Annotated in this window: 30 protein-coding genes; 8 read left to right on the top strand and 22 right to left on the bottom strand. The window is 56.1% G+C overall.

The genetic code is table 11. The features are described from left to right. Window positions 1–34: 34 nt before the first annotated feature. The 3 genes from BA6348_RS10670 to BA6348_RS10660 are packed head-to-tail and all read right to left on the bottom strand — an operon-like array spanning window position 35 to window position 2,155. The gene (locus BA6348_RS10670) at window positions 35–985 is read right to left on the bottom strand and encodes a 3'-5' exoribonuclease YhaM family protein (RefSeq protein WP_005828967.1); all 951 of its coding nucleotides are present in this window, start codon (window positions 983–985) and stop codon (window positions 35–37) included. Between the two features lie 16 nt (window positions 986–1,001). Beyond that, window positions 1,002–1,532, bottom strand: coding sequence for a YkvA family protein (locus BA6348_RS10665; RefSeq protein WP_005828969.1), 531 nt, complete (start codon window positions 1,530–1,532; stop codon window positions 1,002–1,004). Beyond that, a complete protein-coding gene (locus BA6348_RS10660; RefSeq protein WP_005828971.1) occupies window positions 1,529–2,155 on the bottom strand; it encodes a DedA family protein in 627 nt (208 codons plus the stop codon). The genes BA6348_RS10665 and BA6348_RS10660 overlap by 4 nt, the downstream gene beginning before the upstream one ends. Before the next feature lie 189 nt (window positions 2,156–2,344). Between BA6348_RS10660 and BA6348_RS10655 the strand changes: the two genes are divergently transcribed. Then, a complete protein-coding gene (locus tag BA6348_RS10655) occupies window positions 2,345–2,833 on the top strand; it encodes a DUF2062 domain-containing protein (RefSeq protein WP_122953057.1) in 489 nt (162 codons plus the stop codon). 82 nt (window positions 2,834–2,915) lie between these two features. Here BA6348_RS10655 and BA6348_RS10650 read toward each other — a convergent pair whose 3' ends face one another. From BA6348_RS10650 to nadE, 4 genes are all read right to left on the bottom strand, one after another. Next, complete coding sequence (locus BA6348_RS10650) at window positions 2,916–3,137, bottom strand: hypothetical protein (protein WP_007784614.1); 222 nt, start codon at window positions 3,135–3,137, stop codon at window positions 2,916–2,918. A gap of 66 nt (window positions 3,138–3,203) precedes the next feature. Continuing rightward, on the bottom strand, window positions 3,204–3,719 hold the full coding sequence (locus BA6348_RS27315; protein WP_007784616.1) for an MBL fold metallo-hydrolase: 516 nt from the start codon (window positions 3,717–3,719) through the stop codon (window positions 3,204–3,206). Next, on the bottom strand, window positions 3,679–4,026 hold the full coding sequence (locus BA6348_RS27310; RefSeq protein ID WP_238501288.1) for an MBL fold metallo-hydrolase: 348 nt from the start codon (window positions 4,024–4,026) through the stop codon (window positions 3,679–3,681). Before BA6348_RS27310 ends, BA6348_RS27315 begins: the two co-directional genes overlap by 41 nt. 1 nt (window position 4,027) lies before the next feature. Then, complete coding sequence (nadE, locus tag BA6348_RS10640; RefSeq protein ID WP_007784620.1) at window positions 4,028–4,780, bottom strand: NAD(+) synthase; 753 nt, start codon at window positions 4,778–4,780, stop codon at window positions 4,028–4,030. 134 nt (window positions 4,781–4,914) lie between these two features. Here nadE and map point away from each other — a divergent pair, with 134 nt between their 5' ends. Further along, window positions 4,915–5,661: a type I methionyl aminopeptidase gene (map, locus tag BA6348_RS10635; protein ID WP_122953058.1), complete on the top strand. Its 747-nt coding sequence runs from the start codon at window positions 4,915–4,917 to the stop codon at window positions 5,659–5,661. A 202-nt stretch (window positions 5,662–5,863) separates the two neighbouring features. On the opposite strand, the gene BA6348_RS10630 is transcribed toward map, so the two are convergent. Then, entirely contained in the window at window positions 5,864–6,103 is a 240-nt protein-coding gene (locus tag BA6348_RS10630) for a hypothetical protein (protein WP_007784622.1), read from the bottom strand. Between the two features lie 352 nt (window positions 6,104–6,455). On the opposite strand from BA6348_RS10630, the gene BA6348_RS10625 reads away from it, so the two are divergent. Both BA6348_RS10625 and BA6348_RS10620 read left to right on the top strand, forming a co-directional pair. After that, window positions 6,456–7,466 (top strand): LLM class flavin-dependent oxidoreductase, encoded by a 1,011-nt coding sequence (locus BA6348_RS10625; protein WP_005835467.1) that lies wholly within the window; start codon window positions 6,456–6,458, stop codon window positions 7,464–7,466. 1 nt (window position 7,467) lies between these two features. Next, window positions 7,468–8,103, top strand: coding sequence for a TetR/AcrR family transcriptional regulator (locus tag BA6348_RS10620; protein WP_007784624.1), 636 nt, complete (start codon window positions 7,468–7,470; stop codon window positions 8,101–8,103). Window positions 8,104–8,345: 242 nt separating this feature from the next. Here the strand turns inward: BA6348_RS10620 and BA6348_RS26635 are convergent, their stop codons facing one another. Together BA6348_RS26635 and BA6348_RS10615 are read right to left on the bottom strand one after the other, a co-directional pair. Continuing rightward, window positions 8,346–8,519, bottom strand: coding sequence for a hypothetical protein (locus BA6348_RS26635; protein WP_005835464.1), 174 nt, complete (start codon window positions 8,517–8,519; stop codon window positions 8,346–8,348). 198 nt (window positions 8,520–8,717) lie between these two features. Then, on the bottom strand, window positions 8,718–9,065 hold the full coding sequence (locus BA6348_RS10615; protein ID WP_007784626.1) for a PspC domain-containing protein: 348 nt from the start codon (window positions 9,063–9,065) through the stop codon (window positions 8,718–8,720). Between the two features lie 178 nt (window positions 9,066–9,243). Between BA6348_RS10615 and BA6348_RS10610 the strand changes: the two genes are divergently transcribed. Continuing rightward, window positions 9,244–9,486: a hypothetical protein gene (locus BA6348_RS10610; RefSeq protein WP_005835460.1), complete on the top strand. Its 243-nt coding sequence runs from the start codon at window positions 9,244–9,246 to the stop codon at window positions 9,484–9,486. Window positions 9,487–9,563: 77 nt separating this feature from the next. Here the strand turns inward: BA6348_RS10610 and BA6348_RS10605 are convergent, their stop codons facing one another. The 6 genes from BA6348_RS10605 to BA6348_RS10580 form a co-directional block, all read right to left on the bottom strand. Then, on the bottom strand, window positions 9,564–10,190 hold the full coding sequence (locus BA6348_RS10605) for a flavin reductase family protein (RefSeq protein ID WP_122953059.1): 627 nt from the start codon (window positions 10,188–10,190) through the stop codon (window positions 9,564–9,566). 24 nt (window positions 10,191–10,214) lie between these two features. Next, window positions 10,215–11,372 carry a homogentisate 1,2-dioxygenase gene (locus tag BA6348_RS10600; protein WP_026557510.1) on the bottom strand — a complete coding sequence of 386 codons (1,158 nt, stop codon included), beginning with the start codon at window positions 11,370–11,372 and terminating at the stop codon, window positions 10,215–10,217. Between the two features lie 24 nt (window positions 11,373–11,396). Next, on the bottom strand, window positions 11,397–12,326 hold the full coding sequence (locus tag BA6348_RS10595) for a fumarylacetoacetate hydrolase family protein (protein ID WP_122953060.1): 930 nt from the start codon (window positions 12,324–12,326) through the stop codon (window positions 11,397–11,399). A gap of 340 nt (window positions 12,327–12,666) precedes the next feature. Then, a complete protein-coding gene (locus BA6348_RS10590; RefSeq protein ID WP_005835452.1) occupies window positions 12,667–13,593 on the bottom strand; it encodes an RluA family pseudouridine synthase in 927 nt (308 codons plus the stop codon). An 82-nt stretch (window positions 13,594–13,675) separates the two neighbouring features. Further along, window positions 13,676–14,173: a hypothetical protein gene (locus BA6348_RS10585; RefSeq protein WP_005835450.1), complete on the bottom strand. Its 498-nt coding sequence runs from the start codon at window positions 14,171–14,173 to the stop codon at window positions 13,676–13,678. A 96-nt stretch (window positions 14,174–14,269) separates the two neighbouring features. After that, a protein-coding gene (locus tag BA6348_RS10580; protein WP_198508421.1) for an IS5 family transposase occupies window positions 14,270–15,045 on the bottom strand; the annotation gives its coding sequence in 2 pieces (ribosomal slippage) (window positions 14,270–14,718 and window positions 14,718–15,045; 777 coding nt in all). Window positions 15,046–15,163: 118 nt separating this feature from the next. On the opposite strand from BA6348_RS10580, the gene BA6348_RS10575 reads away from it, so the two are divergent. Next, window positions 15,164–15,700, top strand: coding sequence for a GNAT family N-acetyltransferase (locus BA6348_RS10575; protein ID WP_005835448.1), 537 nt, complete (start codon window positions 15,164–15,166; stop codon window positions 15,698–15,700). Between the two features lie 17 nt (window positions 15,701–15,717). On the opposite strand, the gene BA6348_RS10570 is transcribed toward BA6348_RS10575, so the two are convergent. The 5 genes from BA6348_RS10570 to BA6348_RS10550 all read right to left on the bottom strand — a co-directional run bounded on the left by BA6348_RS10570 (window position 15,718) and on the right by BA6348_RS10550 (window position 18,887). Continuing rightward, window positions 15,718–16,416 (bottom strand): MBL fold metallo-hydrolase, encoded by a 699-nt coding sequence (locus BA6348_RS10570; protein ID WP_026557512.1) that lies wholly within the window; start codon window positions 16,414–16,416, stop codon window positions 15,718–15,720. Between the two features lie 2 nt (window positions 16,417–16,418). Then, the gene (locus tag BA6348_RS10565; RefSeq protein ID WP_122953080.1) at window positions 16,419–17,051 is read right to left on the bottom strand and encodes a TetR/AcrR family transcriptional regulator; all 633 of its coding nucleotides are present in this window, start codon (window positions 17,049–17,051) and stop codon (window positions 16,419–16,421) included. 212 nt (window positions 17,052–17,263) lie between these two features. Continuing rightward, on the bottom strand, window positions 17,264–17,785 hold the full coding sequence (gene tpx / locus BA6348_RS10560) for a thiol peroxidase (protein WP_005835444.1): 522 nt from the start codon (window positions 17,783–17,785) through the stop codon (window positions 17,264–17,266). A gap of 88 nt (window positions 17,786–17,873) precedes the next feature. Beyond that, complete coding sequence (locus tag BA6348_RS10555) at window positions 17,874–18,407, bottom strand: hypothetical protein (protein ID WP_005835441.1); 534 nt, start codon at window positions 18,405–18,407, stop codon at window positions 17,874–17,876. Window positions 18,408–18,455: 48 nt separating this feature from the next. Beyond that, window positions 18,456–18,887 (bottom strand): gamma-glutamylcyclotransferase family protein, encoded by a 432-nt coding sequence (locus BA6348_RS10550; RefSeq protein WP_005835440.1) that lies wholly within the window; start codon window positions 18,885–18,887, stop codon window positions 18,456–18,458. A 129-nt stretch (window positions 18,888–19,016) separates the two neighbouring features. On the opposite strand from BA6348_RS10550, the gene pyc reads away from it, so the two are divergent. Together pyc and fliD are read left to right on the top strand one after the other, a co-directional pair. Beyond that, window positions 19,017–22,463 carry a pyruvate carboxylase gene (gene pyc / locus BA6348_RS10545; RefSeq protein ID WP_007784636.1) on the top strand — a complete coding sequence of 1,149 codons (3,447 nt, stop codon included), beginning with the start codon at window positions 19,017–19,019 and terminating at the stop codon, window positions 22,461–22,463. 73 nt (window positions 22,464–22,536) lie between these two features. Then, a complete protein-coding gene (fliD, locus tag BA6348_RS10540) occupies window positions 22,537–23,787 on the top strand; it encodes a flagellar filament capping protein FliD (RefSeq protein WP_122953079.1) in 1,251 nt (416 codons plus the stop codon). Between the two features lie 69 nt (window positions 23,788–23,856). On the opposite strand, the gene ytfJ is transcribed toward fliD, so the two are convergent. Then, the gene (ytfJ, locus tag BA6348_RS10535; RefSeq protein WP_005835438.1) at window positions 23,857–24,315 is read right to left on the bottom strand and encodes a GerW family sporulation protein; all 459 of its coding nucleotides are present in this window, start codon (window positions 24,313–24,315) and stop codon (window positions 23,857–23,859) included. Window positions 24,316–24,405: the final 90 nt, after the last annotated feature.

Here is a 24,405-nt window from a genome sequence, read left to right as displayed (position 1 = left end):
CTCGTCTCGTTTCTCTAGCAAGGCTGCGGATACGTTAATAGCCCCGCCAAACTTTTCGTCTGAGCGCTCCGGCGTACGCCCATTCTTCGTCTTCGCTCATGTCGGCAAGCGTCTGTCCGAGCGCATTCATTTTACTGTCAATCTGGTCGAGGTAGTGGAACAGGACCGCAGTCGGCGTCTTGCCGGATACTGCGCTTCCCCAGCCGTTTTCCACTTCCCCGTGGTGGCTCAGGATGCAATGCTTGAGATGCAGCACTTCGGCATCCCCCAGCGGAATGTCGAGCTTGCGGCAAATGCCGCTCACCATCTCTACGCCCATAACCAGATGGCCGATCAGTTGGCCTGGCGTGGTGTAATCCGGGGCGATCGGGTCAGACAGCTCGTACAGCTTGCCGATATCGTGCAGGATGCAGGTCGCGTACAAGACGTCCCTGTCGACCTGCGGATAGAGCGGCAGCAAGCTTTGCGCCGCTGTCAGCAACGAGACGATATGCTCCAAAAGCCCGTGATAATAGTTGTGGTGCATCCGCACCCCTGCCGGGTAATGGCGGAGCCGGTCCCTGATCTCCTCCGTGGCGAGCGCCTCCCGGATGATCGCCTTGAGCGTGTTGCTCTTCAAGCTGTCCACTGTCGCTTCCAGCTTCGTCCACAGCTCGTCCACCGGAACAGGCGACACAGGGATGAGCGACTCCATCGCGACTTCGTCTGATGCCGCTGCCGGGCGGATGCGCTGGATCACCAGTTGCTTTTTCCCCCGGTACAACTGGACGGTGGCATCAATTTTTACGACCGATTTGACGGCGATCCACTCTTTCATTTCCGGGCTGACGTCCCACAACTTCGCCATGATCGTCCCGGAGCGATCTCCCAGTTCCAGATTCAAATACTCGCTCTGGTTGCTTGCGACCCCGGCTTCCTTGTTCTTCACCAGGCAAAAAGCGACAACACGCTCTCCCTCTTGATAATCAAGCAAATATTTTGTCATCTGTGTCCCATCCTGTTTATTTTTTTCGGAACAAAGTTTCTTCCAGCTTTTTCACGATTTTTTTGCCGACGAGGTCATCCGCCGACTTCACGACCTTGGTAATGACGGCGAGCAAGTCATCTTTGCCGTTCCAATGCTCGCGAACGATTTTTTCGTCCACGTCCACCAAAATCCGGCGCAGGGCGTAGACGGCCAAAATGACGTCGTCCAGCAGGCCAAAGCCTCCCACAAGCGCCTCCGGAATAAAGTCGATCGGCGTAATGAAGTACGCAACAGCCACTCCGGCAACCGCCTTGGACTGGACGCCGACGCGCTTGTCGAGCAGCAGGCGCGCAAGCAGCACGAACAGGTCGGGCGCGAGCAAAATATAGCTGGCGACCGTGTCGTTTACGCCCTTGTCTTTAATAAATGCCTCGATCTTGGCTCGCAGTTTATCGTAAAAGCGCTGATGCACCTCCGGCAATTCGATCGGAACGAGCTGCTCCGGCTGGCGCACTGCCGGAAGCTGGCTTGCCTGCTGGTTTTCCTGCCGATTCTCTTCACTCATTGCATTCCCCTCCGTTTTTGCTTTTTCAAACTCGCCTGATGCCGAAAGTACGACCAGGCCGCAATGATTGCGAACACCGCGATAAAAAAGATCGCCAAATTGCGCGAGATGAGATTGAACAGCTCGTCCCAGCGCTCTCCCAACTGCCAGCCCAAGGTGACGAACAGCAGGCTCCAAAACAGTCCGCCCGCATACGTGTACAGCAGGAAGGTCGGAAATGGCAGTCTTGTAATCCCTGCAAAGTAGGCAGTAAACTGGCGCACGCCCGGAATAAAGTAGCCGAGCGGCAGCGCCCATTTTCCTACGCGGTTGAACCATTCTTCCGTTTTTTTATAGACGGTGTAGCCCATTCCGAGCCGTTTTCCGTAGCGCTCCAGAAAAGGGAAGCCCAATGTCCGGCCGATCCAGTAAGCCGTCGTCATCGCCGTTACAGAGCCCAAGAAGCAGACCAGAAAAGTAGGCCAGTATGCGAGTTGGCCAGTCGAAACCAAAAACCCGGAGAAAACGAGCAAGGTCTCTTCCGGCAGCGGCATCCCCAAAATTCCCAGAAAAAACAAGCCAAACAGAGCTCCATAACCGTACTGCGCAATATAGTCGCCAAATGTTCCCATAACCTCTGTCATGAAAGTCCACCACTTTTCTTGCAGGTCTGCCCTCTCCATTATGCCAAAAGATAGTACCATTCACAAATGATACGCTTTTGTTGGCGGCGGGGAGCGGGGAAAGCTATGAATCTATAGAAAACTGGACATACTCTTGTTGATCCGACGAAAACGGCAGCACATGACCACACGACAAACGAGGGACAGCGGATGTGGACCAAACTGTATCGAAAACTGAAACTCGAATACTACAAGCTGATCCGCATGAAGGGTGCCCCGTCTTTTGTCGCCCGCGGCTTTTCGGTAGGAATTTTTGTGGAGTTTATCACCTTGCCTACCTTTGGCCTCGCCTTTTTGCTGCTCTTTCCGCTGGTCAGGCTGTTTCGCGCCAGCTTGCCGGCCGGCTTGATCGCGTTTGTCATCGGAAAGCTCGTCCTGCCGATCTTCATGGTCATCAACTACAATATTGGGTACGCTTTAGTCGGCAAACCGTTACAGCATCCCACAGACCCGCATCAGGCCGCCTGGCGGGAGTGGCTCGTCTGGATGCAGGACAAGGGGCTGGCTTACTTCACGGGAAGCGCCGTAATGGGCCTCTTCGTCGCATTCGCCAGCTACTTTTTGGTGCACGGAGCTTTGCAGTTGTATCGCCGGAAAAAAGGGCGCCGCTCGCTGTCGCAAAGCCGCACGTCGCCTTGACGGCCACAGCGCTTCGCTTCGGACAAATAAAAAAGGCCGGTACCGACAAATGCTTGTCAGTCCGGTCTTTTTCCTGTGCAGCTTATGCGAAGTAGCCTTTATTCCGCAGTTGCTCAATGATTTCAGCAACAGTATAGCCTTGTGTCAAGAGCTCCATCGTAACTTCCACTTGTTCTGGGGACAGGCCGTTCGCTCCGAGGCTTTCCTTTACCAACACGTCGTTAGGACGGCGGAAATACGTTTGCAACGTACGCTTCACGCGGCCTTCCAGACTTGTTCGCAGCATCAATTCAGTCGTCGACATCTGTTCCACCTCTTTCCTCGAAAGTTTTGTGCGTAACCTCTATTATCGTACAAAACCGCCCAATAATCAACCCGTAAGCGACTTGGCTTCCTTCATCAGTTGCACCCGGTTCTGCTCGTGGGCATCGCGCAAATGTTCGTTGATCGGCTGGCCGTCGTAACAAATTTGCCCAAAACGCTCGGTCAAGGTCTGTTCGTCCAGTCCGGCTGCCACCCCTTCGAAGATGAGCGTTCGCGTATCGTGCAGATACTGCTGGTCGCGCCTGATCCGGTGCATGATTTCCTCGCGCCCTTTCGCCGGAACGCCGTGCCCCGGCACGACCTCCGCGATCTCGCCGTCCTCCACCAGCTTCTGGATCGCGGCCAGACTGGCTGCATAGTCGCTACTGTCCGCAATAAAAGGAAACTCGAGATTGGAGAGCATGTCGCCTGCCACGAGCAGCTTTTGCGCGCAAAAAAGCGTCGCCAACTGGTCTTGCTTATGCCCGGGCACGGGGAGAAATTTTACTTCCTCCCACGCTTCCGTCTGCTCGACCAGCTTGTCAAACAGAGGGGGGAACCAGCTCGTACGGGCGATGCACATAGTACGAGCCGTCAAATCGGTTTGTTTTCCGCAGTTGTTTGGCAAGCCGCTCAGGCGACGCAATCTGTTTGTGCCCGATCAGCCTGGCGTCCGGGAAGCGAGGGTAGCCCGCGATGTGATCCCAGTCGCCGTGCGTCAGGACGAGAACGAGCTCCCGCCCGTCTCGCACGCTTTGCACGTAGTCGGCAATCGCCTCGATCTCGTGCGGAAAATAGGCAGGGTCAAACAGGTAGAGCCGATCGTCCGTCGAAACGACGGCGCTGGTCGTCTGCCACAGGCAACTGGTAAACAGCTTGTAGTCGGCCATATTAAATACCTGGCATCAGATTGCGCTTGTGCTCCGAGATGCGGTGCAGGTAGTCGATCCGTTCTTTTGCTTCCGGTCTGGTCTCGCCTGTAATCAGCAGGCGGTCGAGGTCCTCGTACGTAAAGCCCATTTCCTGCTCATCTGTCTGGCCTTCCCACAGATCGGCAGAAGGCGCTTTGGTAATAATCGACTCCGGCACGCCAAGCTCGGCTGCGAGGATGCGCATTTCGTGCTTCGTCAGGCTTGCCACCGGGTTGAAGTCGGCCAGGCCGTCTCCGCCTTTGGTCATATAGCCGACGTGAATTTCGCTGCGGTTGCACGTATCCGCGACGAGGTAGCCTTTTTGATTGGCAATCGCGTACAGCACGGTCATGCGCAGACGGGCTTTCGTATTTCCTTTTGTCTTGTCGCCAAGCGCAAGCACGCCTTCAATGGCGGGCACGAGCGCATCGTAGGCAGGGCCTACATCGACGGTGTGCAGGTTGAGTCCGATCGCTTCCGCCAGGCGCTGCGAGTCTTCCGCATGGACGTTTTGCGAGTACGCGGGCAACCACACGCCAACGACGCGATCGCGGCCGAGAGCGCGTACACACAGCGCAGCCGTTACCGCGCTGTCGATACCGCCGGAAATGCCGACAACCACACCGCCGAGCCCGTTTCCGTCAATTTGCTCGCGAATAAACGCAATCCGTTTTTCGATATCGTCTTTTACATGAATCTGGTAGTTCGCCAGATACTCTTGAAACTTGTCCACGCTACCTACCCCCCGGTTGTTTCGTTCTTCCTCATCCTACCATGCGGTTTTGCCTGTGGCAATTAGCCCCAAACAGGTCTACACTATATACTGTAGAGAGCAAGAGAACTAACGCGAGGACAAGGAGAGAGTCGATGATTATCCTCAAGACACCCGAAGAAATCGAACTGATGCATGCCGCAGGCAAAATTTTGGCCGCCTGCCATCGCGAAATCGCGTCGATGATTCGTCCCGGGATCACGACCTGGGAAATTGATGAATTTGTAGAAGAATTTTTGGCCAGCCATGGCGCCACTCCTGAACAAAAAGGCTTTCACGGCTATCCATATGCCACCTGCGCGTCGGTGAACGACGTGATTTGCCACGGCTTCCCGAAAAAGGAGCCGCTGCGCGACGGAGATATCGTCACCATTGACATGGTCGTGCGCAAAAACGGCTGGCTGGCCGATTCCGCCTGGTCGTACGAGGTGGGCACCGTCTCCCCGGAAGCGAAAAAACTGCTTGAGGTCACGAAAAAGTCGCTGTACCTGGGGATTGAACAAGCTGTTGTCGGCAACCGGATCGGGGACATTTCCCACGCGATCCAAACGTACGCCCAGGCGCAGGGCTACTCGGTTGTCCGCGACTTCACGGGCCACGGGATCGGGCAGGAAATGCACGAGGAGCCGTTCGTTCCGCACTTCGGTCCTCCGGGCAGAGGCCAGCGCCTCAAGGAAGGCATGGTCATCACCATCGAGCCGATGCTCAATATCGGTACCTACCATGCGACCATCGACGAGGACGGTTGGACGGCGAGAACGCGCGACGGCAAGCTGTCGGCCCAGTACGAGCACACGATTGCGATTACTGCGGATGGGCCGCTTATTTTGACCAAGCAGTAGGCACATACAAAAATGTGCGGTTGCGCAGCTTGGCTTGCGCTTGAAAGGGGCTGTCTCAACAGTCGATTTTTCGACTTTGAGACGCCTCTTTTTGTATTTCGGAAACGTTGCTCCGTCATCGACCGATGATGAGGTGGACAAGACCGCCCGTTTTCCCAGACGATACGCGCGTGTAAAAGAAAAAAGCACCGCATGGGTGCCTTCACTCGTTATGTTCATTAGCCATTGCATTGAAAATGATTAAATACTCATTGTTGTCTATTTTCACTTCTTGAGATACCTCCACTTCTGCGTATCCATCCTCTTGGAATGTTTGGATCATCTCTCTTAGCAAATCAGAAAATGGACCCGTTTTTCTGTTCATTTTCAAATCTACAAACAGTTGCGTCCGTTTCATTCCCTCACCTAATTCTTCACATATAGTGGAAATTGCGTTATTCATTACTACCCTATGGCCCCTTGCAGGAATGTCATTCTTCCTAATTTTACCACCAAACTCTTTGGCTTCGCCAGCAACGCTCCAAGTCTTCCTTATATGTTGAAAGACTTTAGACAGTTCCTTTTAGCTTTTTTATATTCTTTTTAGATCAGCAAAAACTCAGAGTTCGTCTTATTTTACAAATAATGGAATATAGTACTAAAGAAAGGAATGGTTTAACGGCAAACTTTATAAAGGACGCAAAGTGCCGCCACAGCCGATTGAAACATTGACAGCCCCCTTCCCTCTTCGTAAGATGCAAGTACGTTTGTTACCGATCAGTAACAAAATTGACCCTCAGAGGAGGTTTCTTTTCATGACAAAAGCATTGCGCGACATCCCGCTGTCTGTTCTGGATCTCGCTCCTATCGTAGAAGGCAGTACGGCTGCCCAGTCGTTTCAAAACAGCCTGGACCTGGCGCAAAAGGTGGAAAAGTGGGGATTTCACCGCTACTGGCTCGCCGAGCACCACGCCATGCCCAGTGTCGCCAGTTCCGCCACCGCTGTGCTGATCGGCCACATCGCGGGCGGCACCTCGACGATGCGCGTCGGCTCCGGCGGGATTATGCTGCCCAATCACGCCCCGCTGATTATCGCCGAGCAGTTCGGCACGCTGGAGTCGCTCTATCCGGGACGTATTGACCTCGGATTGGGACGGGCTCCCGGCGCGGACCAGCGCACGGCCCGGGCATTGCGGCGCGACCTGCGGATCGGCGGAGACGATTTTCCCGAGCTGCTGGAAGAACTGCGCGAGTATTTGCGTCCGCGCACCAGCGACAATGCCGGCGCGCTGCGGGCTATTCCCGGCGAAGGCTTGAACATCCCGATCTGGCTGCTTGGCTCCAGCGATTTTTCGGCGCGTCTCGCAGGGCTGCTCGGACTGCCATTCGCGTTTGCCGGTCATTTTTCGCCCAATTACACCTTGCCTGCGCTGCAAACGTACCGCCACTGCTTCCGTCCATCCGATGTGCTGTCCGAGCCGTATGCCATGGTGGGCGTCAACGTCATGGCGGCCGACACGGATGAGCTTGCCGAGCGGCTGGCGACCTCGCACTACCAGGCGTTCCTCAACCTCATCCGCGGCGATCTGAAACCGATCCAGCCGCCTGTAGACAATATGGATGAGCTGTGGAGCGAGTTTGAAAAAATGTCCGTGCAAGCCCAGCTTCGCTCCTCGATCATCGGCAGCCCGGACACCGTCAAGCAAAAGCTGCAGGAGCTACTGGAGGCGACCCAGGCGGATGAATTGATGATTACGACCCAAATGTACCGCCACGAGGATCGCGTGCGCTCCTTCGAGATCGTCGCAGACGTGTGGAAAGCGTAAAATGGGGTCTGATTCGCCGATGACGTCCACGAAGCGAGTCCGGGTCCCCCGCGAAAAAGCGCAGGAAATGATTTTGCAGGCGGCTGAGGAGCTTTTTTACCAGGAAGGCATCCACGCCGTCAGTGTCGACGCCATCGTGGAGCGGGCCGGAATGAACAAAATGAGCGTCTACCGCCAGTTTTCCTCGAAAACAGCGCTGATCCTCGCCTACATGCAAAAAAAGCAGGCGGCCTTCTGGCAAGAGTGGGAGGAAAGCATGGCGAAGCATCCGGAGCGACCGCGGGAACAGCTCGTCCAATTTTTTGCCGATCTGGCGGCCCGCGCGTCCTCCAAACAGTTTCGCGGCTGCTGCTTCCTCAACGTCGCCGTAGAGTTTCCCGACCCTGCCCATCCTGTGCGCGAGCTGGTCTGCGCGCATCAAAAGCGGATTTCCGACGCCTTTTTGGAGCGCGCTGTCGCCCTCGGCGCAGCGAATCCGCGCGAGCTGGCCTACACGCTGATCTTGCTGATGGAAGGCACTTATGCGGACAGCCAGACGTACGGAACCGACAGCGCCGCGATTCAGTTGCTCCCCGGGATCGTCGAGAAACTGCTCGCTGCCGCTGTCTGCACGGACGCGGGCGCAGATGCGAATTAGCGAAACGCCAAAACGCCGTGATGCCGCCGTCCCGCTTTTGCGCGGCGGCGGCGGGCAGCTTTCGGGGGCAAAAAGGCTCGATTCCGTTGCCCGAGTCTCTCTTCCTTTTGCGCAGCAGCCTGTCGACAGGCAAGCTTTTGCTTTCCCCATCCGGGACCAATGTAAAAAGTGGCCGTCTGCCTTTTGCGCAGTCGCCACTTTTTGCTGTTTGGGGACCTACTGTCGTTGTCAGCGATCGGTTATCACTGGCCGCTGGTTGCGTACTTTTCTTTGTTCGTCATCGCTTCCAATGCCTGGACATCTTTCTCAAGCTCTTGGATGTCTTCTTCAATCAGCTTTTTCAGGTGCTGCTTTTCCCGCAGCATTTTGCGGGTTTGCTCCAAACGCTGATTCAAATCGAACACGCCGAGATACACTGCTTCTCCCTCCCTATGTACATTCTCCCACCTTACATGTTATGCCGAAAAGCGCAGAAGTTGCCGATTTCGTTCCGCTGATTTTTCGCCGCCGACAACGCCAGGAAGGGCTTCTTGTGTCGGCAAAAAAGAGACGTGCCTTGTCGGCATAGGAAAAAGGCCCCCCGTACGCGGCAGGAAGCCTCTCCCCTCGACTTTTTACAAGCCTTTGTACTTGCTCAGTTCTTCCCGCAGGCGATAAACTTCCTGCACCAGCGCCCGCTTTTCCAGGCGATCGATTTCAGAATCGAGGTCGTTCATGCGCGCACGTCCTGCCATCGGAGCATCGTACATGCCGAACCCGTCACCCGCGTAAGCCCAGTGCGGTTCTTTTGGCATAATCATCGCCAAAAGGATGTAGAGCAAAATCGGGATTCCCGTGCAAACGGTCAAAATGACGACCCCTACGCGCACGAGCGTCGAGTCCACGCGCAAAAACTGGGCGATCCCTCCACAAACCCCAAACAATCGTTTATCTTGCGAAGAGCGATATAGACGTCTTTCCATCGTACCATTCCTTCCTCTCTACAGTGTCCGCTTGCCTTCTATGTCTTTAAGGATACCCGAGAGCGCCCAGCGGCAAAATGGCCCGCAGAGGGATTTGTCCTCCGCCCCTGGACGGATATGCGCTTCGCCCGTATGAAATCGGGACAGATAAGTCACGCTACATACGAGGTGATCGACTATGCCGCTACTTGTGCTCCTGTTGCTGGTCCTGTTCACAGGCGGATGCTCCCCGGCTGGCTGGCAGGACCGCTCCTACATTCAAAGCGATCGCGAGCTGTACTACCAGCAAAGCGTGGTTCATCCGCTCGGGCTGGAGCCGAACGCCACCCCTTACGGCACGCCTGCCAATGCCGGGACCGCCTCCGACTACAACAGTTGGATCAGGCCGGACGCCATTTCCCGCTATCCCGGCCTGAACTAGCGATCGCGAGCGGACACGAGAAAAACCGTTCCAGCCGCACACCGGAACGGTTTTTCTCTGTTTGCACAACATCTGCGCTATTTGGACCCAGCGGAAGGATCGTAGACAGGACGCGGACGGTCAAACAAATCGCCCAGCGTCGCATACGAATGCCCCGCCAGCCTGCTCACAGGCGCAAAGGCGTGCGGGTCAATCCTGCCCGCGTGATACAGCTCGTCGGCAGCATGCACATGCACGACCTCGCCGATGATGAGATCGGAGGTGGTGGGGGTGCCAAGCTCGACAATCTTATGCAGCCTGCATTCAAAATGAATGCGCGACGAAAGCAGCCTTGGAACCTTGACCGCCGCAGACGGGCCAACCTCCAGCCCGAGCGCGTCTACCTCGCTTACGTCTGGCGGATAGTCTGCCGAGGTCTGGTTGACCGCATCGACATTGTGGATGTCCACCATATTGACGACAAATTCGCCTGTCTGCAAAATATTTCGCGCCGTATCTTTTCTGACGCTGCCCGGCTTGCGCATGACGGCGACAGAAACCATCATCGGCTCGATGCTCGCGACATTGAAGTAGCTGAAGGGAGCGGCATTGACGACTCCCTTGTCATCGTGCGAAGTTACCCATGCGATCGGCCGCGGAATGATGCAGCCGATCAACAACTTGTATTTGTCCTGTCGCTCCAGTTCGCGAATCGCGATTTCCATTCCTATCCCGCCTTTTTACGTCGTTCACTCGGACGGCAGCCAGCTCGACATGTACGCTTCGTCCTCTACCGCCAACGCCTCTTTCGTGACGTAAAGCGGCTGGAACGTATCGAGCATCACTGCCAGCTCCTTCGTTTCTTTTTTGCCGATGCTGGCCTCCACCTTGCCAGGGTGCGGCCCGTGGGGAATTCCCATCGGGTGCAGCGTAATCGAACCTTCGTAGACTCCTTTTCGGCTCATGAAGTTGCCGTCGACGTAGTATAACACCTCGTCGCTCTCGACATTACTGTGGTAGTAAGGCGCGGGGATCGCCTGCGGATGGTAGTCGTACAGGCGCGGGACGAACGAGCAGATGACGAAGTTTTGTCCGGCAAACGTCTGGTGGACTGGCGGCGGCTGATGAATCCGGCCGGTAATCGGCTCAAAATCGTGAATACTCAGCGCATACGGATACAAGTAACCGTCCCAGCCCACGACATCAAACGGATGGAAGTCGAAAAAGTAGCTGTAGACGACGGACTGCCGTTTGACGCGCACTTCGAAGTCGCCGCTCTCCACGTGCGTCACCAGCTTTTCCGGCACGCGTATATCCCGTTCGCAAAACGGCGAATGTTCCAACAATTGCCCGTGCTCGTTGCGATAGCGCTTAGGGGCGACGATTTCGTTTTGCGACTCGATCACCAAAAAGCGGCTCTGCACCGCAGGCACGATCCGGTACGTCGTGCCGATCGGGATGACCAGATAATCGCCAGGTCTGTACGCAATCGTGCCGAAGATCGTCTGCAGCTCGCCCTCGCCCTCGTGGACAAACACGACTTCGTCCCCGTCCGCATTGCGGTAAAAATAGTCCATCGGCTCAGTCGGCGAGCAGACGCCCATGACCACGTCGCTGTTCCCGAGCAAATAGCGGCGGCCAAAAATCGGATCGCCCCCTGGCGGCAAGTCAAACGTCTTGAAATGCTGATGCTTCAAATCCGCCTGCTCCACAAGTTCCAGGCGCACGTCCGCGTATTTGCGCGTCTCGCGCACCTGTGTCGGCGGGTTGTGGTGATAGAGAATCGACTGAATCCCGGAAAAGCCTTTCGTGCCCATGACCTGCTCGCGGTACAGCTCTCCATCCGGCTTGTAAAAAGTCGTGTGTCGCTTTTGCGGCACTTCTCCCATGCGGTGATAAAAAGCCATCCTGCTTCCCCCTTTTTTCCATCGTTATTCGCTGATCGTATTGACGAGCACGCCGAGGCGCTCGACTTCCAGCTCGACCACATCGCCCGGCGCAAGCCAGCCGTGCTGTTCCGGCCCCAGCTCCAAAATGCAGCCGGTGCCAACCGTGCCGGAGCCGATGACATCGCCCGGATACAGCATGCAATCCTGCGAGGCGCGCGCGATCATTTCCGCAAACGTATAGTGGATGTCGCGCAAATTGCCGCGGGAGTACTCCACGCCGTTCACCCGCGCCACCATCGCGAGATCGTAGCGGTCGCCTTTTTCCCCCGGCACACGCACAGCTTCCAGCTCGTCTGGCGTCACCAGCCACGGCCCCATCGAGGTAGCGAAGTCTTTGCCTTTGGCTGGCCCCAGCCCGACCTTGACCTCTTCGCGCTGGATATCGCGCGCGCTCCAGTCGTTGAGAATCGAGTAGCCCGCAATATGCTCGTGCGCCCGCTCTACAGGGATATCCGTCCCCGCCTTGCCGATGACGCAAGCCACTTCCAGCTCGTAGTCCAGCCACCGGGTCGTCTTCGGCCGCCGAATGCTCGCCTCCGGTCCGCTAAAAGCCGCCGTGTTGGAAAAGTAAAAGACGGGAAACTCGTACCATTCGGGAATCATCTCCAGCCCGCGGCGTGCTCGCGCCGTTTTCACATGCGCCTCGAAGGCGTAAAAATCGCGAAAGCTGGCGGGACGCGGCAACGGCGATCCAAGACGCACCCCCTGCAACGCCACGTCTGTTTCGGAAGCAGGTGCGCTTTCGGAAATCGACGCCAGCCGCTCCCTCCACGCGTCCCACTGCTCCAGCAGCTCCTGCATCGTGCCCGGCGCGCCTGGAAGTGCGCTTGCGATGTCCCTGACTGTTTCGCCAAGCAGCAGCCCTGCCCGCCACGCCGTTTGCTCGTCTGGCCGATAGGAGACTACTTTCATGCGCTCCACTCCTTTTCTTTGGATGAGCAATCCTGGCTGCGTCAATGATTGGCACAGCCTTCGTTGCCCTTTTACTGGATAAAAATCTTATCCATGCTTATCTGTACAACAAAAAAACCCAGCTTACCCCGTTCGCTCATCCGGTGCATGACAAACAAGAGGGTTCCCCCTGGCTCTTGTCAACTATGCCGAAACATGCGTCAGGCGCAAGCTGGGTCTGTCTGCTACCGAAAAAAATCTTGCGGGATTTTTCCCCGCAGACAACCAGCGTATTTCCTGTTTCTTCTATCATATCGAAAACGCTTTCAGCTTTCCAGAGGAAATGGCCGAATTTTTTCGGCTACATCCCTTCCTTGTCATGCACAGGCAGCGCGGGAAAAAACTTTTGCAACAACGCCTGCATGTCGTCTGGCAGCGGCTCTGCAAACGCCATCGTCTCCTTGCTGCGCGGGTGGACAAAAGACAGCCGCGCCGCGTGCAGCGCCTGCCTGCCGATATGCTCCCGCCCGCCTGCGTACAAGTCGTCGCCTGCGAGCGAATGCCCGATGCTCTGCATGTGCACCCGAATCTGATGGGTGCGCCCCGTCGCAAGCTTCAGCTCCAGGAACGTCATGCCGTCACCGCGAGCCAGCACGCGATAGTGCGTGACGGCCGCTTGTCCATCCGGCCGAATCTGCCGCGTGATAAAGGAGTTTTCCGCAAGCCCGATCGGCGCATCAATCGTCCCTTCCTCCGAAGCGATGATCCCCTCGGCAATCGCCTGGTAATAGCGGTGCAGCGTCCGGTCCTGCTGCATCCGGCTGAACTGCTCGTGCGCCCACTGATTTTTCGCGACAATCATCAAGCCAGACGTATCTTTGTCCAGACGGTTGACGGCGCGAAATCTTCTCGCTTCGCCGCGCTTTTTCCAATAGGCGATCACGCCGTTGGCAAGCGTGCCTCCCGGATGGTTGCCCGTCGGATGCACGACCAGGCCGGCCGGCTTTGCGATCACCATCAAGTCCTCGTCCTCGTAGCGGATACATAGCGGCATTTCTTCGGGAGCCACCGTCTCTTCTTCCTCTATGTCTACCATGACAGCCAGTTCATCCCCGGCTTGCAGCCGTTCGTTCACAAACACGAGCGTGCCGTTGCGCGTAATCGTTCCTTTGAATTTGGCCCGGATCAGCAAGCGGCGCGACACACCGTAGCGCTTTTGCAGCACTTCCCGTACCGTCTGGCCCTCATCTGCCTCGTCCGCCGTAAAGCGTATCAATTCTTCCTGCATGTTGTCTCTCCTTTAGGTCTTCCCTGCATTCCCTGCTGTCCAGTATAGCAAAAAGACCCGCCGCAAGGACAACCTGCTTCTGCTACAGCGGGCGCTGCTGCCCGTTTTGCCTGACCTCAATCACGAAGGCATGTCCCGCATCTCCCTGGCTCCACTGGCCGCGCACGTCGAACAAATACCAGCCTGGCTGCTCGGGCACCTTCCACTGGTTGCCGTTTTCCAGCAATTGCTCGATTCGCTTCGTCCCGATCCATTGCGCAACCGTCAACGATTCATCTGTAGGCGGGGGCGAAAACGTAACCGTCAGCACGGCTCCCGGACTCACCTGCAGCGGCTTGGGCTTTTGTTCGCCGATCACTTCCGGGGGAGCGGCCATATCTTTGCAGACCGCCTCGTTTTCGTAGCTCCAGCAGGATGAGGTCGGAACCGTCGCCGCTGTTTTTCCTTGCCACGCGATGACAGGCTCCGGCGGTTGGGCGAGCTGTTGCGAATGCGGCTGATGGACCCAGCCAATCTGGCAGCCTGCCAAGAGCAAGGCAGTTGCCACGTACAGCGCGGCTATCCTTTCTACCTTTTTCATCCAATCACCTCTCCCATTAGACGAAAAAAAGAGCGATTCGTTTCAACCGTTTTTGGAAATTCGTGCTATTCTATCTAGGATGTGTCTGAAAACTCATTATTGAGTTAGTTTAAAGATGGACGCGACATATACAAACGCTAGGAATGATTTGGCCAGCTTGTCGTAACGAGTAGCGATTCGTCGAAAATGTTTGATTTTATTGAAGAAGCACTCCACCAAGTGCCGTTCTTTATAGCGATACCAATCCACTTTCCAAGGATTTTTATTATTCGCTTTAGGCGGGATGGTGTACGCTGCCTGCTTAGCCGTAATCCAATGCCGAATGCCTTCTGAGCCGTAGGCTTTGTCACCAACAATATGGCTTCCCGTAAGATCAAACCCTTGAAGCAAATTGATCGCTGGAACGGAATCATAGACGTGCCCCCCCGTGAGAAGAAAAGCGAGGGGATTCCCTAATCCATCGACGACGGTATGAAGTTTGGTTGTCTTTCCGCCACGGCTGACGCCTATGTGCTGATTTACTTCGTGTCCTTCTGCGTTTTTTTAGCACCCGCACTGTGTTGATGAGCTTTGACCGATGTAGAATCGATGCTCAAGTTTTCAAAGTCAGGTTCTACGTGAAGAGCTTGGAAGATGGCGACAAGTAATCCGGTATCTCTCCACTTGCAGAAGCGACTGTAGACCGTTTTCCATGAACCATAAAGTTCTTCCGGCAAATCTCGCCAAGCCGCACCACTTCGGGCAATCCAAAGAATGGCATTAAACATGGTACGATTACTTAATTTGGACGGACGTCCTGTTCGATAGGGGGGGAACATGTCCTGAATTTGTTCCCACTGTTCATCGTTTATTTCGTACCGTCTTTGAATCATGCTCGTTGCTCCATTCGTTTTTCCTAAATCATACCACATTTTCTTTAGTTTTCAGACACGTCCTAGTAAATTCACCTGGAGGCGCGGCCATGCCTCGCAAAAGAATGGAGAGATAAGGATGACCGAACCGTCTGTCAGTGAACGCTCCGGCCTGCTCATTCGCGAGTTTGATCCGCAGCGTGACTCGCTGGAAGCATTGACCCGCCTGTTGAACACCGCTTATCAAACGCTTGCCGAAATGGGTTTCCACTTTGTCGCCGCGAGCCAGGACGCAGCCACTACCGCGAAAAGAATCGCCTCCGCTACCTGTCTAGTCGGCTTGCTTGACGGTCAAATCATCGCGACCATTTCTTACTATCCGCCAGCCAAGACAAAAGGCACGCCCTGGTACGACGAGCCGTTCGTCGCCAAATTCGGCCAATTCGCTGTCGATCACCGTTATCGCAAGCACGGCATCGGCAGCCTCTTCATCCAGCGCGCAGAAGAGCTGGCGATCGCGGACGGGGCCACGGAACTTGCGCTGGATACGGCCGAAGGGGCGGAACATCTCAGACGCTACTACGCGGCAAAAGGCTATCGCTTCATCGCGTACGCGCAGTGGAGCACGACCAACTACCGCAGCGTCCTGATGAGCAAAAGACTGTCGCACGACTGAGCTTTGCGCTTTTGTCCCTACTGTAGCGTGCTCGCCGGAATGGAAAAGGTGCGGGACATTTCGGCCAAATACCCGTCGAGTTGCTCGGCGGGATTGTGCACGGCATCGCCATGGCATACTTCCAGCCGCAGCGGCTGAAGCTGCCGCAAAATCCGGCTGCTTTTCACCGCCTCTGTCATGTCAGCGGTGAACATCGGCATAGGACGATGCAGCCTGCCTCGCTTCGACGTAAACAAGTCGCCCGCCAACAGCACACGATCCTGCTCGTGATAGTAGATGACATGCCCTGGCGAATGGCCTGGCGTCCAATACGGCTGCAGTCCGGCGATGGCGGCCAATCCTCCGCCTTCTGCTTCCGGCAGCGGCTGCGCCAGGCCAGCCTGTACGTTGAACTCCCGTTTTTTGCGGCGCGGGTACAGCTCGCGGCCTTCCATGTACGGAATCTCGATCCGATGCGCATACACTGGCACTTGCTCCGCCGCGACGAGCTTTTGGACGGCCCCGACATGATCGGAGTGGCCGTGCGTCAGCAAGATGCGCTTCAGCGGGCCCGCGCCTTGTTTTTTCAAAAAAGCCGCAATGCCTTTTGCCATGAACGGCATCCCCGCATCGACCAGGGTCACGCCGTCCTCCTCCAGCACCGCCCAGACGCGCACGGGAATCAGCATCCACGCCTTGATGCACCATATATGCGCCGAGATTTGCTCTGCTTTCATCTTCAACCACTCCTTGTCATCAGTTGTTTGCTGCCCGCGAGGATGACGTCGACAGCGAGATCGAACGTCGGGGCCAATCTCTCCAGCAGACCGTCCAGCGTTTCCTCTGAATGCGTATAAGTCCCGACAATGCCGTGCAACGTATAAAAGTAAATCCGTGAAAACGCAAGCGCTTCCGCTTCCCCGACCTCTTCGGGCAAGGAGAGCTGCATCGCCCGGCGCAGCAGCGCAAACAAATGCGTGCGCAGCGCCTGGAGCTCTTTTTCCGGCTGCTCGACGTCGATGCGGGATGCTTTCACCATGAAAAACAGCGTGTACATGTTGCGGTTGCCGAGGCAAAAGCGGATGAACTGTCGGCTGATTTCGCGCAGCTTCGCCTCGGGGGGTACGGCTTCGTTTGCCAGCGTGCGCTCCATCTGCTCGGCCAGGCTTTGCAGCGGGCCTTTGGAGAGCTGATGCAGGAGCGCTTCCTTGTCTTTGAAATAAATGTAGAGCGTCGTATGGGAGCAGCCTGCGGCCTTGGCGATCTCGCGAATCGAGACGGCTTCGAATCCCCGCTCCGCGAAAAGCGCTGTCGCCGCAGCAAGGATGGCGCGCTTCGTTTCCTCTGAACGTACTTCCTGTCTGCTTGCCATGATTAAGCTTCACTCCTGATCTGATGTCCACCGAAGAAGTAACCAGTGGTTAGTAACCGTTGGTAATAATATAACCACTGGTTACTAAAATCGTCAAGCCTTTTTTTCCAAACACAGGAAACGCTCTGGCCCAACCGCAGCAAAAGCAAAAACCCCCTCTCGTCTCCAGGACGAACAGGGGGTTTCCTCAATACCAGCTTATGGCGCGAAACTTACTTCGCAGCTTTCGCAGCAGCGATCGCAGCTTCGTAGTTTGGATGCTCGCCAGCAGCAGGCACGTATTCTGCATAGACAACCTTGTCGTTTGCATCGACAACGAAAACAGCGCGGGACAAAAGACGGAACTCCTTGATCGCTACGCCGTAAGCCGTACCGAAGGACAGGTCTTTGTGGTCAGAGACAGTTTTCACTTTGTCGATGCCAGCAGCACCGCACCAGCGGTTTTGCGCGAATGGCAGGTCAACGGATACAGTCAGCACAGTTACGCCTTCCAGACCGGCAGCCTCTTCGTTGAAGCGGCGAGTTTGCGCGTCGCAAACGCCAGTGTCGATGGACGGGATTACAGAGATGATGCGCACGGTTCCTTTGGAATCGTCCAGTGTAACAGGGGACAGGTCGCCGCCTACTACGGTGAAGTTAGGAGCAGTATCTCCCACTTTGATTTCCGGACCGAGCAGGGTTACAGGACCCCCTTTGAAAACAAATGCGCCTTGACGTTCAACAGCAGTTGTCATGATTTCTTCCTCCTCACCAAATCTTTCATATGTACCTCATTTATCATACCCTATCATTCACTTTTTTTCACTATGCCAATAGTAGAAATTACAGATTCACTTGCACTTTCCCTGACGATTTGGCATCGCCCTTCACGATCCGCTTCACTTCGTGCTCGTACTCCCAGTCGGTTTTCGCGTTCAGCTCGTGGCAACGCATCAGCGCGTGATAGAGGGCGAAGACGAAGTCGACATGCTTCATCTCGTAGCGGGTTCCGTGCGCTTTTGGCAGGGCGGTGTTGATAATTTCGATCTGATAGGTAGCCTTCTCCCGCTTCTCCCTGACGGGGACGATGTAGCCCATCTGCTTCAGCACAAAGCCGTAGTCAAACTGGCCCTCGTCGTCAAAGTCAATCGTGTCGTCAGACGTAGCCAAATACTCCAGCAGCGTGCCCATATCCAGCGTCTCAAAGCAGGCCGGCTTGGGCAGCGCCAAGACCGAGCCATCCTGGTTCACAAAATAAATATGGTCGCGATAATGGAAGATCAGTTCGTCTTCGGGAACTTCCTCGGAAAACATCCAGAAGCTTTGCGGAATCAGCAAGCGCCAGATTTGCGCAGGGTTCGCATTCATCAATTCCATGGCAGGGTCCCTCCTTTACCCTACCAGTTTTGGCAAAACGCGCCTCTGCTATTCAGCCGCCTCTTCCATAAACCTCCGCCAGTCGCCGTGCTCTACCTTGGTCCCGGCTTGTCTCACGTAGTCATGGTCCAGGTAGCGATAGACGTACACGGGCACCTCCTGCCCCGTTTCGGCCAAACGGGCAACAACGACAGTCCGCTCGTACTCGTTGCGCGGGTCCCCCTGTCCATAATACGTCTCCAGCTCGTCGAGGACAGCCAATGCCTTTTCGTACACCTCAGGGGCAAAGTCAAGAATCGCGCCTGTCACTTCCGCCCCTTCCCCCAGCAGCAAGCCGGGATAGCCTTCTGGCAAATGATAGATTTCTCCTTCGATCGTCGCCTTGGCTTCCGTATGGGGAAACGGCTTGACGCAAAGCGCATGATTGTGAAAACCTTTTAGCAATGTGCCGTAAACGAAAACGGGAAGCTGCTTTTGCACATGGACTCACTCCAATCTGTTCGCTGATGGTGAAAAAGAAAAAAGGGTGTCTTGTATAGCGAAAATTTTGTATATTTATGCTATATATATTTTTTCATGTCTCGTCATGAGACGGAGGGGGAGAGAAATTTGGCAAAGAGAAAGATCAATCGGTTACTGGTAGCAAACCGCGGCGAGATCGCGATCCGCATCTTCCGCGCTGCCACTGAGCTCGGCATTCGCACTGTCGCGATTTACTCCGAGCAAGACAACGTCTCGATTCATCGTTTCAAAGCGGACGAGTCCTACCTCGTCGGTGCCGGAAAAGGCCCGATTGAAGCCTATCTGGATATCGACAGCATCATCGAGATCGCCAAGCGCAACGATATCGATGCGATCCACCCAGGGTATGGCTTCCTCGCCGAAAATGCCGATTTCGCCAAGCGCTGCCAGGAGGAAGGGATCATTTTCATCGGACCTTCTCCTGAACTGATTGAAAAATTCGGTGACAAGGTAGAAGCGCGCAAGCTTGCCATCGAAGCGCAAATTCCGGTCATTCCAGGGACGCCGGAGCCGATCGAATCGCTGCAGGAAGCTCTTCTGTTTGCCAAAGAGTACGGCTATCCGATCATCATCAAAGGGGTTTCCGGCGGCGGCGGCCGCGGCATGCGCATCGTGCGCAGCCAGGACGAGCTGCAGGAGTCGCTTGATCGCGCCCGATCCGAAGCACGTTCATCGTTTGGCAACGCCAAAGTGTATTTGGAACGCTATCTGGAACAGCCCAAACATATCGAAGTGCAAATACTGGGCGACAACCACGGCAACATCGTGCATTTGTACGAGCGCGACTGCTCCGTCCAAAGACGCCACCAAAAAGTCGTGGAAGTGGCGCCAAGCCTTTCTCTTGACGACAACCTGCGGGAAGAAATTTGCCAGGCCGCTCTCACCCTCATGAAAAAAGCTGGCTACTCCAACGCGGGGACGGTCGAGTTTTTGCTCACGCCGGATAAGCGCTTTTACTTCATTGAAGTCAATCCGCGCATTCAGGTGGAGCATACGATTACCGAGCTGATTACCGGCATCGACATCGTGCAGTCGCAAATCCGCGTCGCGGAAGGACACGCCCTCTCCGATCCGGAAATCGGGATCGCCTCGCAGTCCCAGATTCAAATGAGCGGCTATGCGATCCAGTGTCGCGTAACGACCGAAGATGCGGAAAACAACTTCCTGCCCGATGCTGGCCGCCTGTCAGCCTGGCGCTCCGGCGGTGGCTTCGGCGTCCGTCTCGACGGCGGAAACGGCTATCCCGGCGCGATCATCACACCGTTTTACGATTCGCTTTTGGTCAAAATCTCCACGTACGGAACCAGCTTTGACCAGGCCGCGCGCAAAATGCTTCGAACGCTGCGCGAATTCCGCATCCGCGGTGTGAAAACCAACCTGCCTTTCCTGGAGAACGTCGTGACGCATCCTGATTTCCTCAGCGGGAACTACGACACCTCCTTCATTGATACAAAGCCGGAGCTGTTCGTGTTCCCCGGTCGTCAGGACAGGGGTTCGAAACTACTATCGTACATCGGCAACACGATTGTCAACGGCTATCCGGGCATGGCAAAGCCGGACAAAAAGCCGCACTTTGACACCCCGCGCATTCCGCGCACGCCGTTTGCCCAGCCGTATCCGGACGGCACGAAGCAAATTTTGGACAAGGAAGGCGCCGCTGGCCTCGTCCGCTGGATTCAGGAGCAAAAGCAGGTGCTCGTGACCGACACGACATTCCGCGATGCCCACCAGTCTTTGTTTGCCACACGCGTGCGCACCTACGACCTCGCCTCGATTGCCGAAGCGACAGGCAAGCTCGGCGCGGGACTTTTCTCCCTGGAGATGTGGGGCGGTGCCACGTTTGACACGTCCATGCGCTTCTTGCAGGAATCGCCGTGGGAGCGGCTGCAAATTTTGCGCGAGCGCATCCCGAACGTCCTGTTCCAGATGCTTTTGCGCGGGGCAAACGCAGTCGGCTACACGAACTACCCGGACAACGTCATTCAGGCGTTTGTCAAAGCTTCTGCGGAAAACGGCATCGACGTCTTCCGGATCTTCGACAGCCTGAACTGGCTGCCGGGCATGCAGACAGCGATTGATGCGGTGCGCGAAACAGGCAAAGTGGCCGAAGCGGCGATTTGCTACACGGGCGACATTTTGGACCCGACCAAAACGAAATACACCCTGTCCTACTACGTCAACCTGGCAAAAGAGCTGGAAAAAGCCGGGGCGCACATCCTCGCCATCAAAGACATGGCGGGCCTCTTAAAACCTTACGCTGCCTATGAGCTCGTCTCCGCCTTGAAGCAGGAAATCGGCATTCCGATCCACCTGCACACGCACGATACGTCCGGCAACGGCGCGGCGATGCTGCTCAAAGCAGTCGAAGCAGGAGTCGATATCGTCGACGCGTGCGTCAGCTCCATGTCCGGCCTGACCTCGCAACCGAGCCTGAACGGCTTGATCGCGAGCCTCGCCCACACCGAGCGCGATACGGGCCTGTCGCTTGAGTCGTTCAACAAGCTGTCCGATTACTGGGAGGACGTCCGCCCGTACTACCAAGGCTTCGAGAGCGGCATGAAGGCCAGCAACACAGAAGTGTACGTCCACGAAATGCCGGGCGGCCAGTACACCAACCTGGAACAGCAGGCTAAAGCGGTCGGTCTGGAAGGACGCTGGGACGAGGTGAAGCGCATGTACGCTGTCGTCAACCAGATGTGCGGCGACATCGTGAAGGTCACCCCTTCCTCCAAGGTCGTCGGCGACCTGGCCCTGTTCATGGTGCAAAACAACCTGAACGAAGAAAACATTTGGGAAAAAGGCGAACGCCTCGACTTCCCGGACTCTGTCATCCAGTTTTTCCAAGGCTACCTGGGCCAACCGCCAGGCGGCTTCCCGAAACGTTTGCAACAGCTCGTGCTGAAAGGCCGCGACGCTTTCACCGCTCGCCCTGGCGAACTGCTGGCGCCGATTGATTTTAACGAGGTCGCTGCTGAGCTGGTGGAAAAAATCGGACGCGAGCCGAGCGAGCTGGATGTGCTGTCGTACATCATGTACCCGCAAGTGTACCTGCAATATGACCAGCGCCTGAAAGAATACGGCGACCTGTCCGTCCTGAACACCCCTACGTTCTTCTACGGGCTGCGTCCAGGCGAAGAGACGGCGATTACGATCGAGCGCGGGAAAACGTTGATTATCAAGCTGGTTGCCGTCGGCGAACTGCATCCGGACGGCCGCCGCATCATTTACTTCGAGCTGAACGGACAGCCGCGGGAAATTTTCGTCCGCGACCAGTCGGCCAAAGTCTCGGAGACGATCCGGCGCAAGGCTGATCCGCAAAACTCCGCTCACCTGGGCGCCTCGATGCCGGGCAAAGTGTTGAAAGTGCTCGTGTCCGAAGGGGACAAGGTACGCAAAGGCGAACACCTCCTCGTCAGCGAAGCGATGAAGATGGAGACGACCATCCAGGCGCCGCAGGACGGAAAAGTCAAGGCCGTTTACGTCAAAGCGGGCGAAGCGATCGAAACTGGCGATCTGCTCATTGAAATGGAGTAGGCATCGTCTATAATGGAAAGTAGCAGACGATGATTTCCATCGTATTCCAATTGTTCGCAAGGAGGCGATCGACTTGAAATTGGATCGGGTCAGCCATATTCCGTATAGCCAGCGAGTCGGCCGCTACCATTTCCAGATGGTTCAGGCGAAGCTCGGCGCACCTGTCGAACCGATTTTTGGCTATAGCCTGCAGCCATACTACACCCGACAGCAACAGTGGATGGCTGATCTCTCCGATTCCTTGTCCCGCCTGTACCGCTTTTTTGCTGACCTGGACAACGCTGCGCGCGAGTTTGATCCGTCTCGGCCAAACAGCGCGATCAACCAGCGAGCTGTCGCCTCCTCTGCTCCCGAAGCGGCAGCCGTCCAGGCAGATTCGCAAGCAGCGAGCGGCACGCACCGTTTGCGCATCGTCTCGCTGGCGAGCGGACAGTCCCATACAAGCAAAGCGTTGCCGGGCGACGCTCCTACCGTCGTCTTGGAAGGCCCGCAGCAATTTGTCCTGCGCATGGGCGAGCAAGAGGAGCTGTTTTCCTACGATTCGCAAGCCAGCGACTCTCACGCGGACAGCCTCCGCTCCATTGCGGAAGCGCTGCGGGGCAGTTCCCTTGGCCTCGACGCCCGGATCGTCTCCGAAGGCCAGTCCATCGCCTTGACGGTATCGTCGCGGCAGAGCGGAGCCGCCGCGGCTTTTGAACTGCGGGATGTGACGGGAAATACCGTTCGCTCGCTTGGGCTGGACCGCGTCACGCAGAAAGCATCAGACGCTGTCTACTTGTGGGATGGCGTGCAGCACACAAGCCCGTCCAATCGCGTAACGCTCTCGGACGGTGCGGTGCAGCTTTCCTTGCGCCAAGCGGGGGAAAACGAGATTGCCATCACCATCTCGCCCGACATGGAGCAACTGCTGCGGCACACCCGCACGCTGGTCAACGGCTACAACCGCCTGCATGCGTTTTTGGCGGAGCAGTCTCCTGTACTCGCGACGCAAAAGCTCGACACGTTCACGCGGATGGCGCAAGCATCCGGCGGAACGCTCGGCAACTATGGGCTTCGCGTACAGTCGGATGGGCAGATCGCCCTGGATGAGTCGGCCTGGCGTGCGGCGGTGTCCGCGAACTTTTCCGGGTTTGCCAAGGAAATGGCGGGCCTGTCCCGCTCTTTTCGCGAGGAAGTCATTCGGGTGCAAAGCAAGCCGTTTGCCTCGTTCTCCCGCTCGTATGAAGCGGCGACGTCGGCCAATCCGTACGAGCAGACGACAGCCTCTGGCATGCAGTTCCGCTTTGCCGCGCGAACTGGCTTGTTTTTCAATCAATTGTGGTAAAGGCTTGCGAGCCACGCCAATAAAAAACAGGTATGCCCTGGCCATAGGCCGCATACCTGTTTTATTTTCTTATCCCCGGTCTATCAGCTCTTCCAAGTCGTGCTCGTCTACTCTCACCCTTACCGGCTGGGTATGAACAGGTGGTTCCTCCTGCTTTTTAAACAGCGACTGCATCTTGTCCACAAACTGCGGGACCGAATCGAGAATCCGGTCGTACAGATGCGTCGTATTTTCAAGCGGTATGGAGCGGATTCCTTGTTTTCCGACCACTAAAAAGGCAACCGGAGTAATCGAGACGCCGCCCCCGCTACCGCCGCCAAAAGGGTGGCCTGCGATTCCCTGGTGATGCTGGTCGTACTGAAACTCGCTTCCCCCTGCCGCAAAGCCAAATCCTACCTTGGAGATCGGGAGAATCACGCTGCCGTCAGGTGTCTCGACCGGATCGCCAATGATCGTGTTGACGTCGACCATTTGCTTGATGTTTTCCATCGCTGTACGCATTAAGCCCTGAATGGGGTGGTCTGCCATAATAAGCTGCTCCTCCTTCCTGTATGTCTCATCTGTTAACATTCCCCCAACGATTTCAGAGCATGTACTGCTGGCTTTCGTTATTATGCT

This window comes from Brevibacillus agri (genome assembly GCF_004117055.1).
Taxonomy (GTDB): Bacteria; Bacillota; Bacilli; order Brevibacillales; family Brevibacillaceae; genus Brevibacillus; species Brevibacillus agri.
This window is presented reverse-complemented; position numbering and strand designations above follow the sequence as displayed.

Bases quoted from the DNA above. Each gene is read 5' to 3' on its own strand.
- BA6348_RS10670 (WP_005828967.1), bottom strand. From the start codon at position 985: ATGACAAAATATTTGCTTGATTATCAAGAGGGAGAGCGTGTTGTCGCT.
- BA6348_RS10665 (WP_005828969.1), bottom strand. From the start codon at position 1,532: ATGAGTGAAGAGAATCGGCAGGAAAACCAGCAGGCAAGCCAGCTTCCG.
- BA6348_RS10660 (WP_005828971.1), bottom strand. From the start codon at position 2,155: ATGACAGAGGTTATGGGAACATTTGGCGACTATATTGCGCAGTACGGT.
- BA6348_RS10655 (WP_122953057.1), top strand. From the start codon at position 2,345: ATGTGGACCAAACTGTATCGAAAACTGAAACTCGAATACTACAAGCTG.
- BA6348_RS10650 (WP_007784614.1), bottom strand. From the start codon at position 3,137: ATGTCGACGACTGAATTGATGCTGCGAACAAGTCTGGAAGGCCGCGTG.
- BA6348_RS27315 (WP_007784616.1), bottom strand. From the start codon at position 3,719: ATGTGCATCGCCCGTACGAGCTGGTTCCCCCCTCTGTTTGACAAGCTG.
- BA6348_RS27310 (WP_238501288.1), bottom strand. From the start codon at position 4,026: ATGGCCGACTACAAGCTGTTTACCAGTTGCCTGTGGCAGACGACCAGC.
- map (WP_122953058.1), top strand. From the start codon at position 4,915: ATGATTATCCTCAAGACACCCGAAGAAATCGAACTGATGCATGCCGCA.
- BA6348_RS10630 (WP_007784622.1), bottom strand. From the start codon at position 6,103: ATGAATAACGCAATTTCCACTATATGTGAAGAATTAGGTGAGGGAATG.
- BA6348_RS10625 (WP_005835467.1), top strand. From the start codon at position 6,456: ATGACAAAAGCATTGCGCGACATCCCGCTGTCTGTTCTGGATCTCGCT.
- BA6348_RS10620 (WP_007784624.1), top strand. From the start codon at position 7,468: ATGGGGTCTGATTCGCCGATGACGTCCACGAAGCGAGTCCGGGTCCCC.
- BA6348_RS10615 (WP_007784626.1), bottom strand. From the start codon at position 9,065: ATGGAAAGACGTCTATATCGCTCTTCGCAAGATAAACGATTGTTTGGG.
- BA6348_RS10610 (WP_005835460.1), top strand. From the start codon at position 9,244: ATGCCGCTACTTGTGCTCCTGTTGCTGGTCCTGTTCACAGGCGGATGC.
- BA6348_RS10605 (WP_122953059.1), bottom strand. From the start codon at position 10,190: ATGGAAATCGCGATTCGCGAACTGGAGCGACAGGACAAATACAAGTTG.
- BA6348_RS10600 (WP_026557510.1), bottom strand. From the start codon at position 11,372: ATGGCTTTTTATCACCGCATGGGAGAAGTGCCGCAAAAGCGACACACG.
- BA6348_RS10595 (WP_122953060.1), bottom strand. From the start codon at position 12,326: ATGAAAGTAGTCTCCTATCGGCCAGACGAGCAAACGGCGTGGCGGGCA.
- BA6348_RS10590 (WP_005835452.1), bottom strand. From the start codon at position 13,593: ATGCAGGAAGAATTGATACGCTTTACGGCGGACGAGGCAGATGAGGGC.
- BA6348_RS10585 (WP_005835450.1), bottom strand. From the start codon at position 14,173: ATGAAAAAGGTAGAAAGGATAGCCGCGCTGTACGTGGCAACTGCCTTG.
- BA6348_RS10575 (WP_005835448.1), top strand. From the start codon at position 15,164: ATGACCGAACCGTCTGTCAGTGAACGCTCCGGCCTGCTCATTCGCGAG.
- BA6348_RS10570 (WP_026557512.1), bottom strand. From the start codon at position 16,416: ATGAAAGCAGAGCAAATCTCGGCGCATATATGGTGCATCAAGGCGTGG.
- BA6348_RS10565 (WP_122953080.1), bottom strand. From the start codon at position 17,051: ATGGCAAGCAGACAGGAAGTACGTTCAGAGGAAACGAAGCGCGCCATC.
- tpx (WP_005835444.1), bottom strand. From the start codon at position 17,785: ATGACAACTGCTGTTGAACGTCAAGGCGCATTTGTTTTCAAAGGGGGT.
- BA6348_RS10555 (WP_005835441.1), bottom strand. From the start codon at position 18,407: ATGGAATTGATGAATGCGAACCCTGCGCAAATCTGGCGCTTGCTGATT.
- ytfJ (WP_005835438.1), bottom strand. From the start codon at position 24,315: ATGGCAGACCACCCCATTCAGGGCTTAATGCGTACAGCGATGGAAAAC.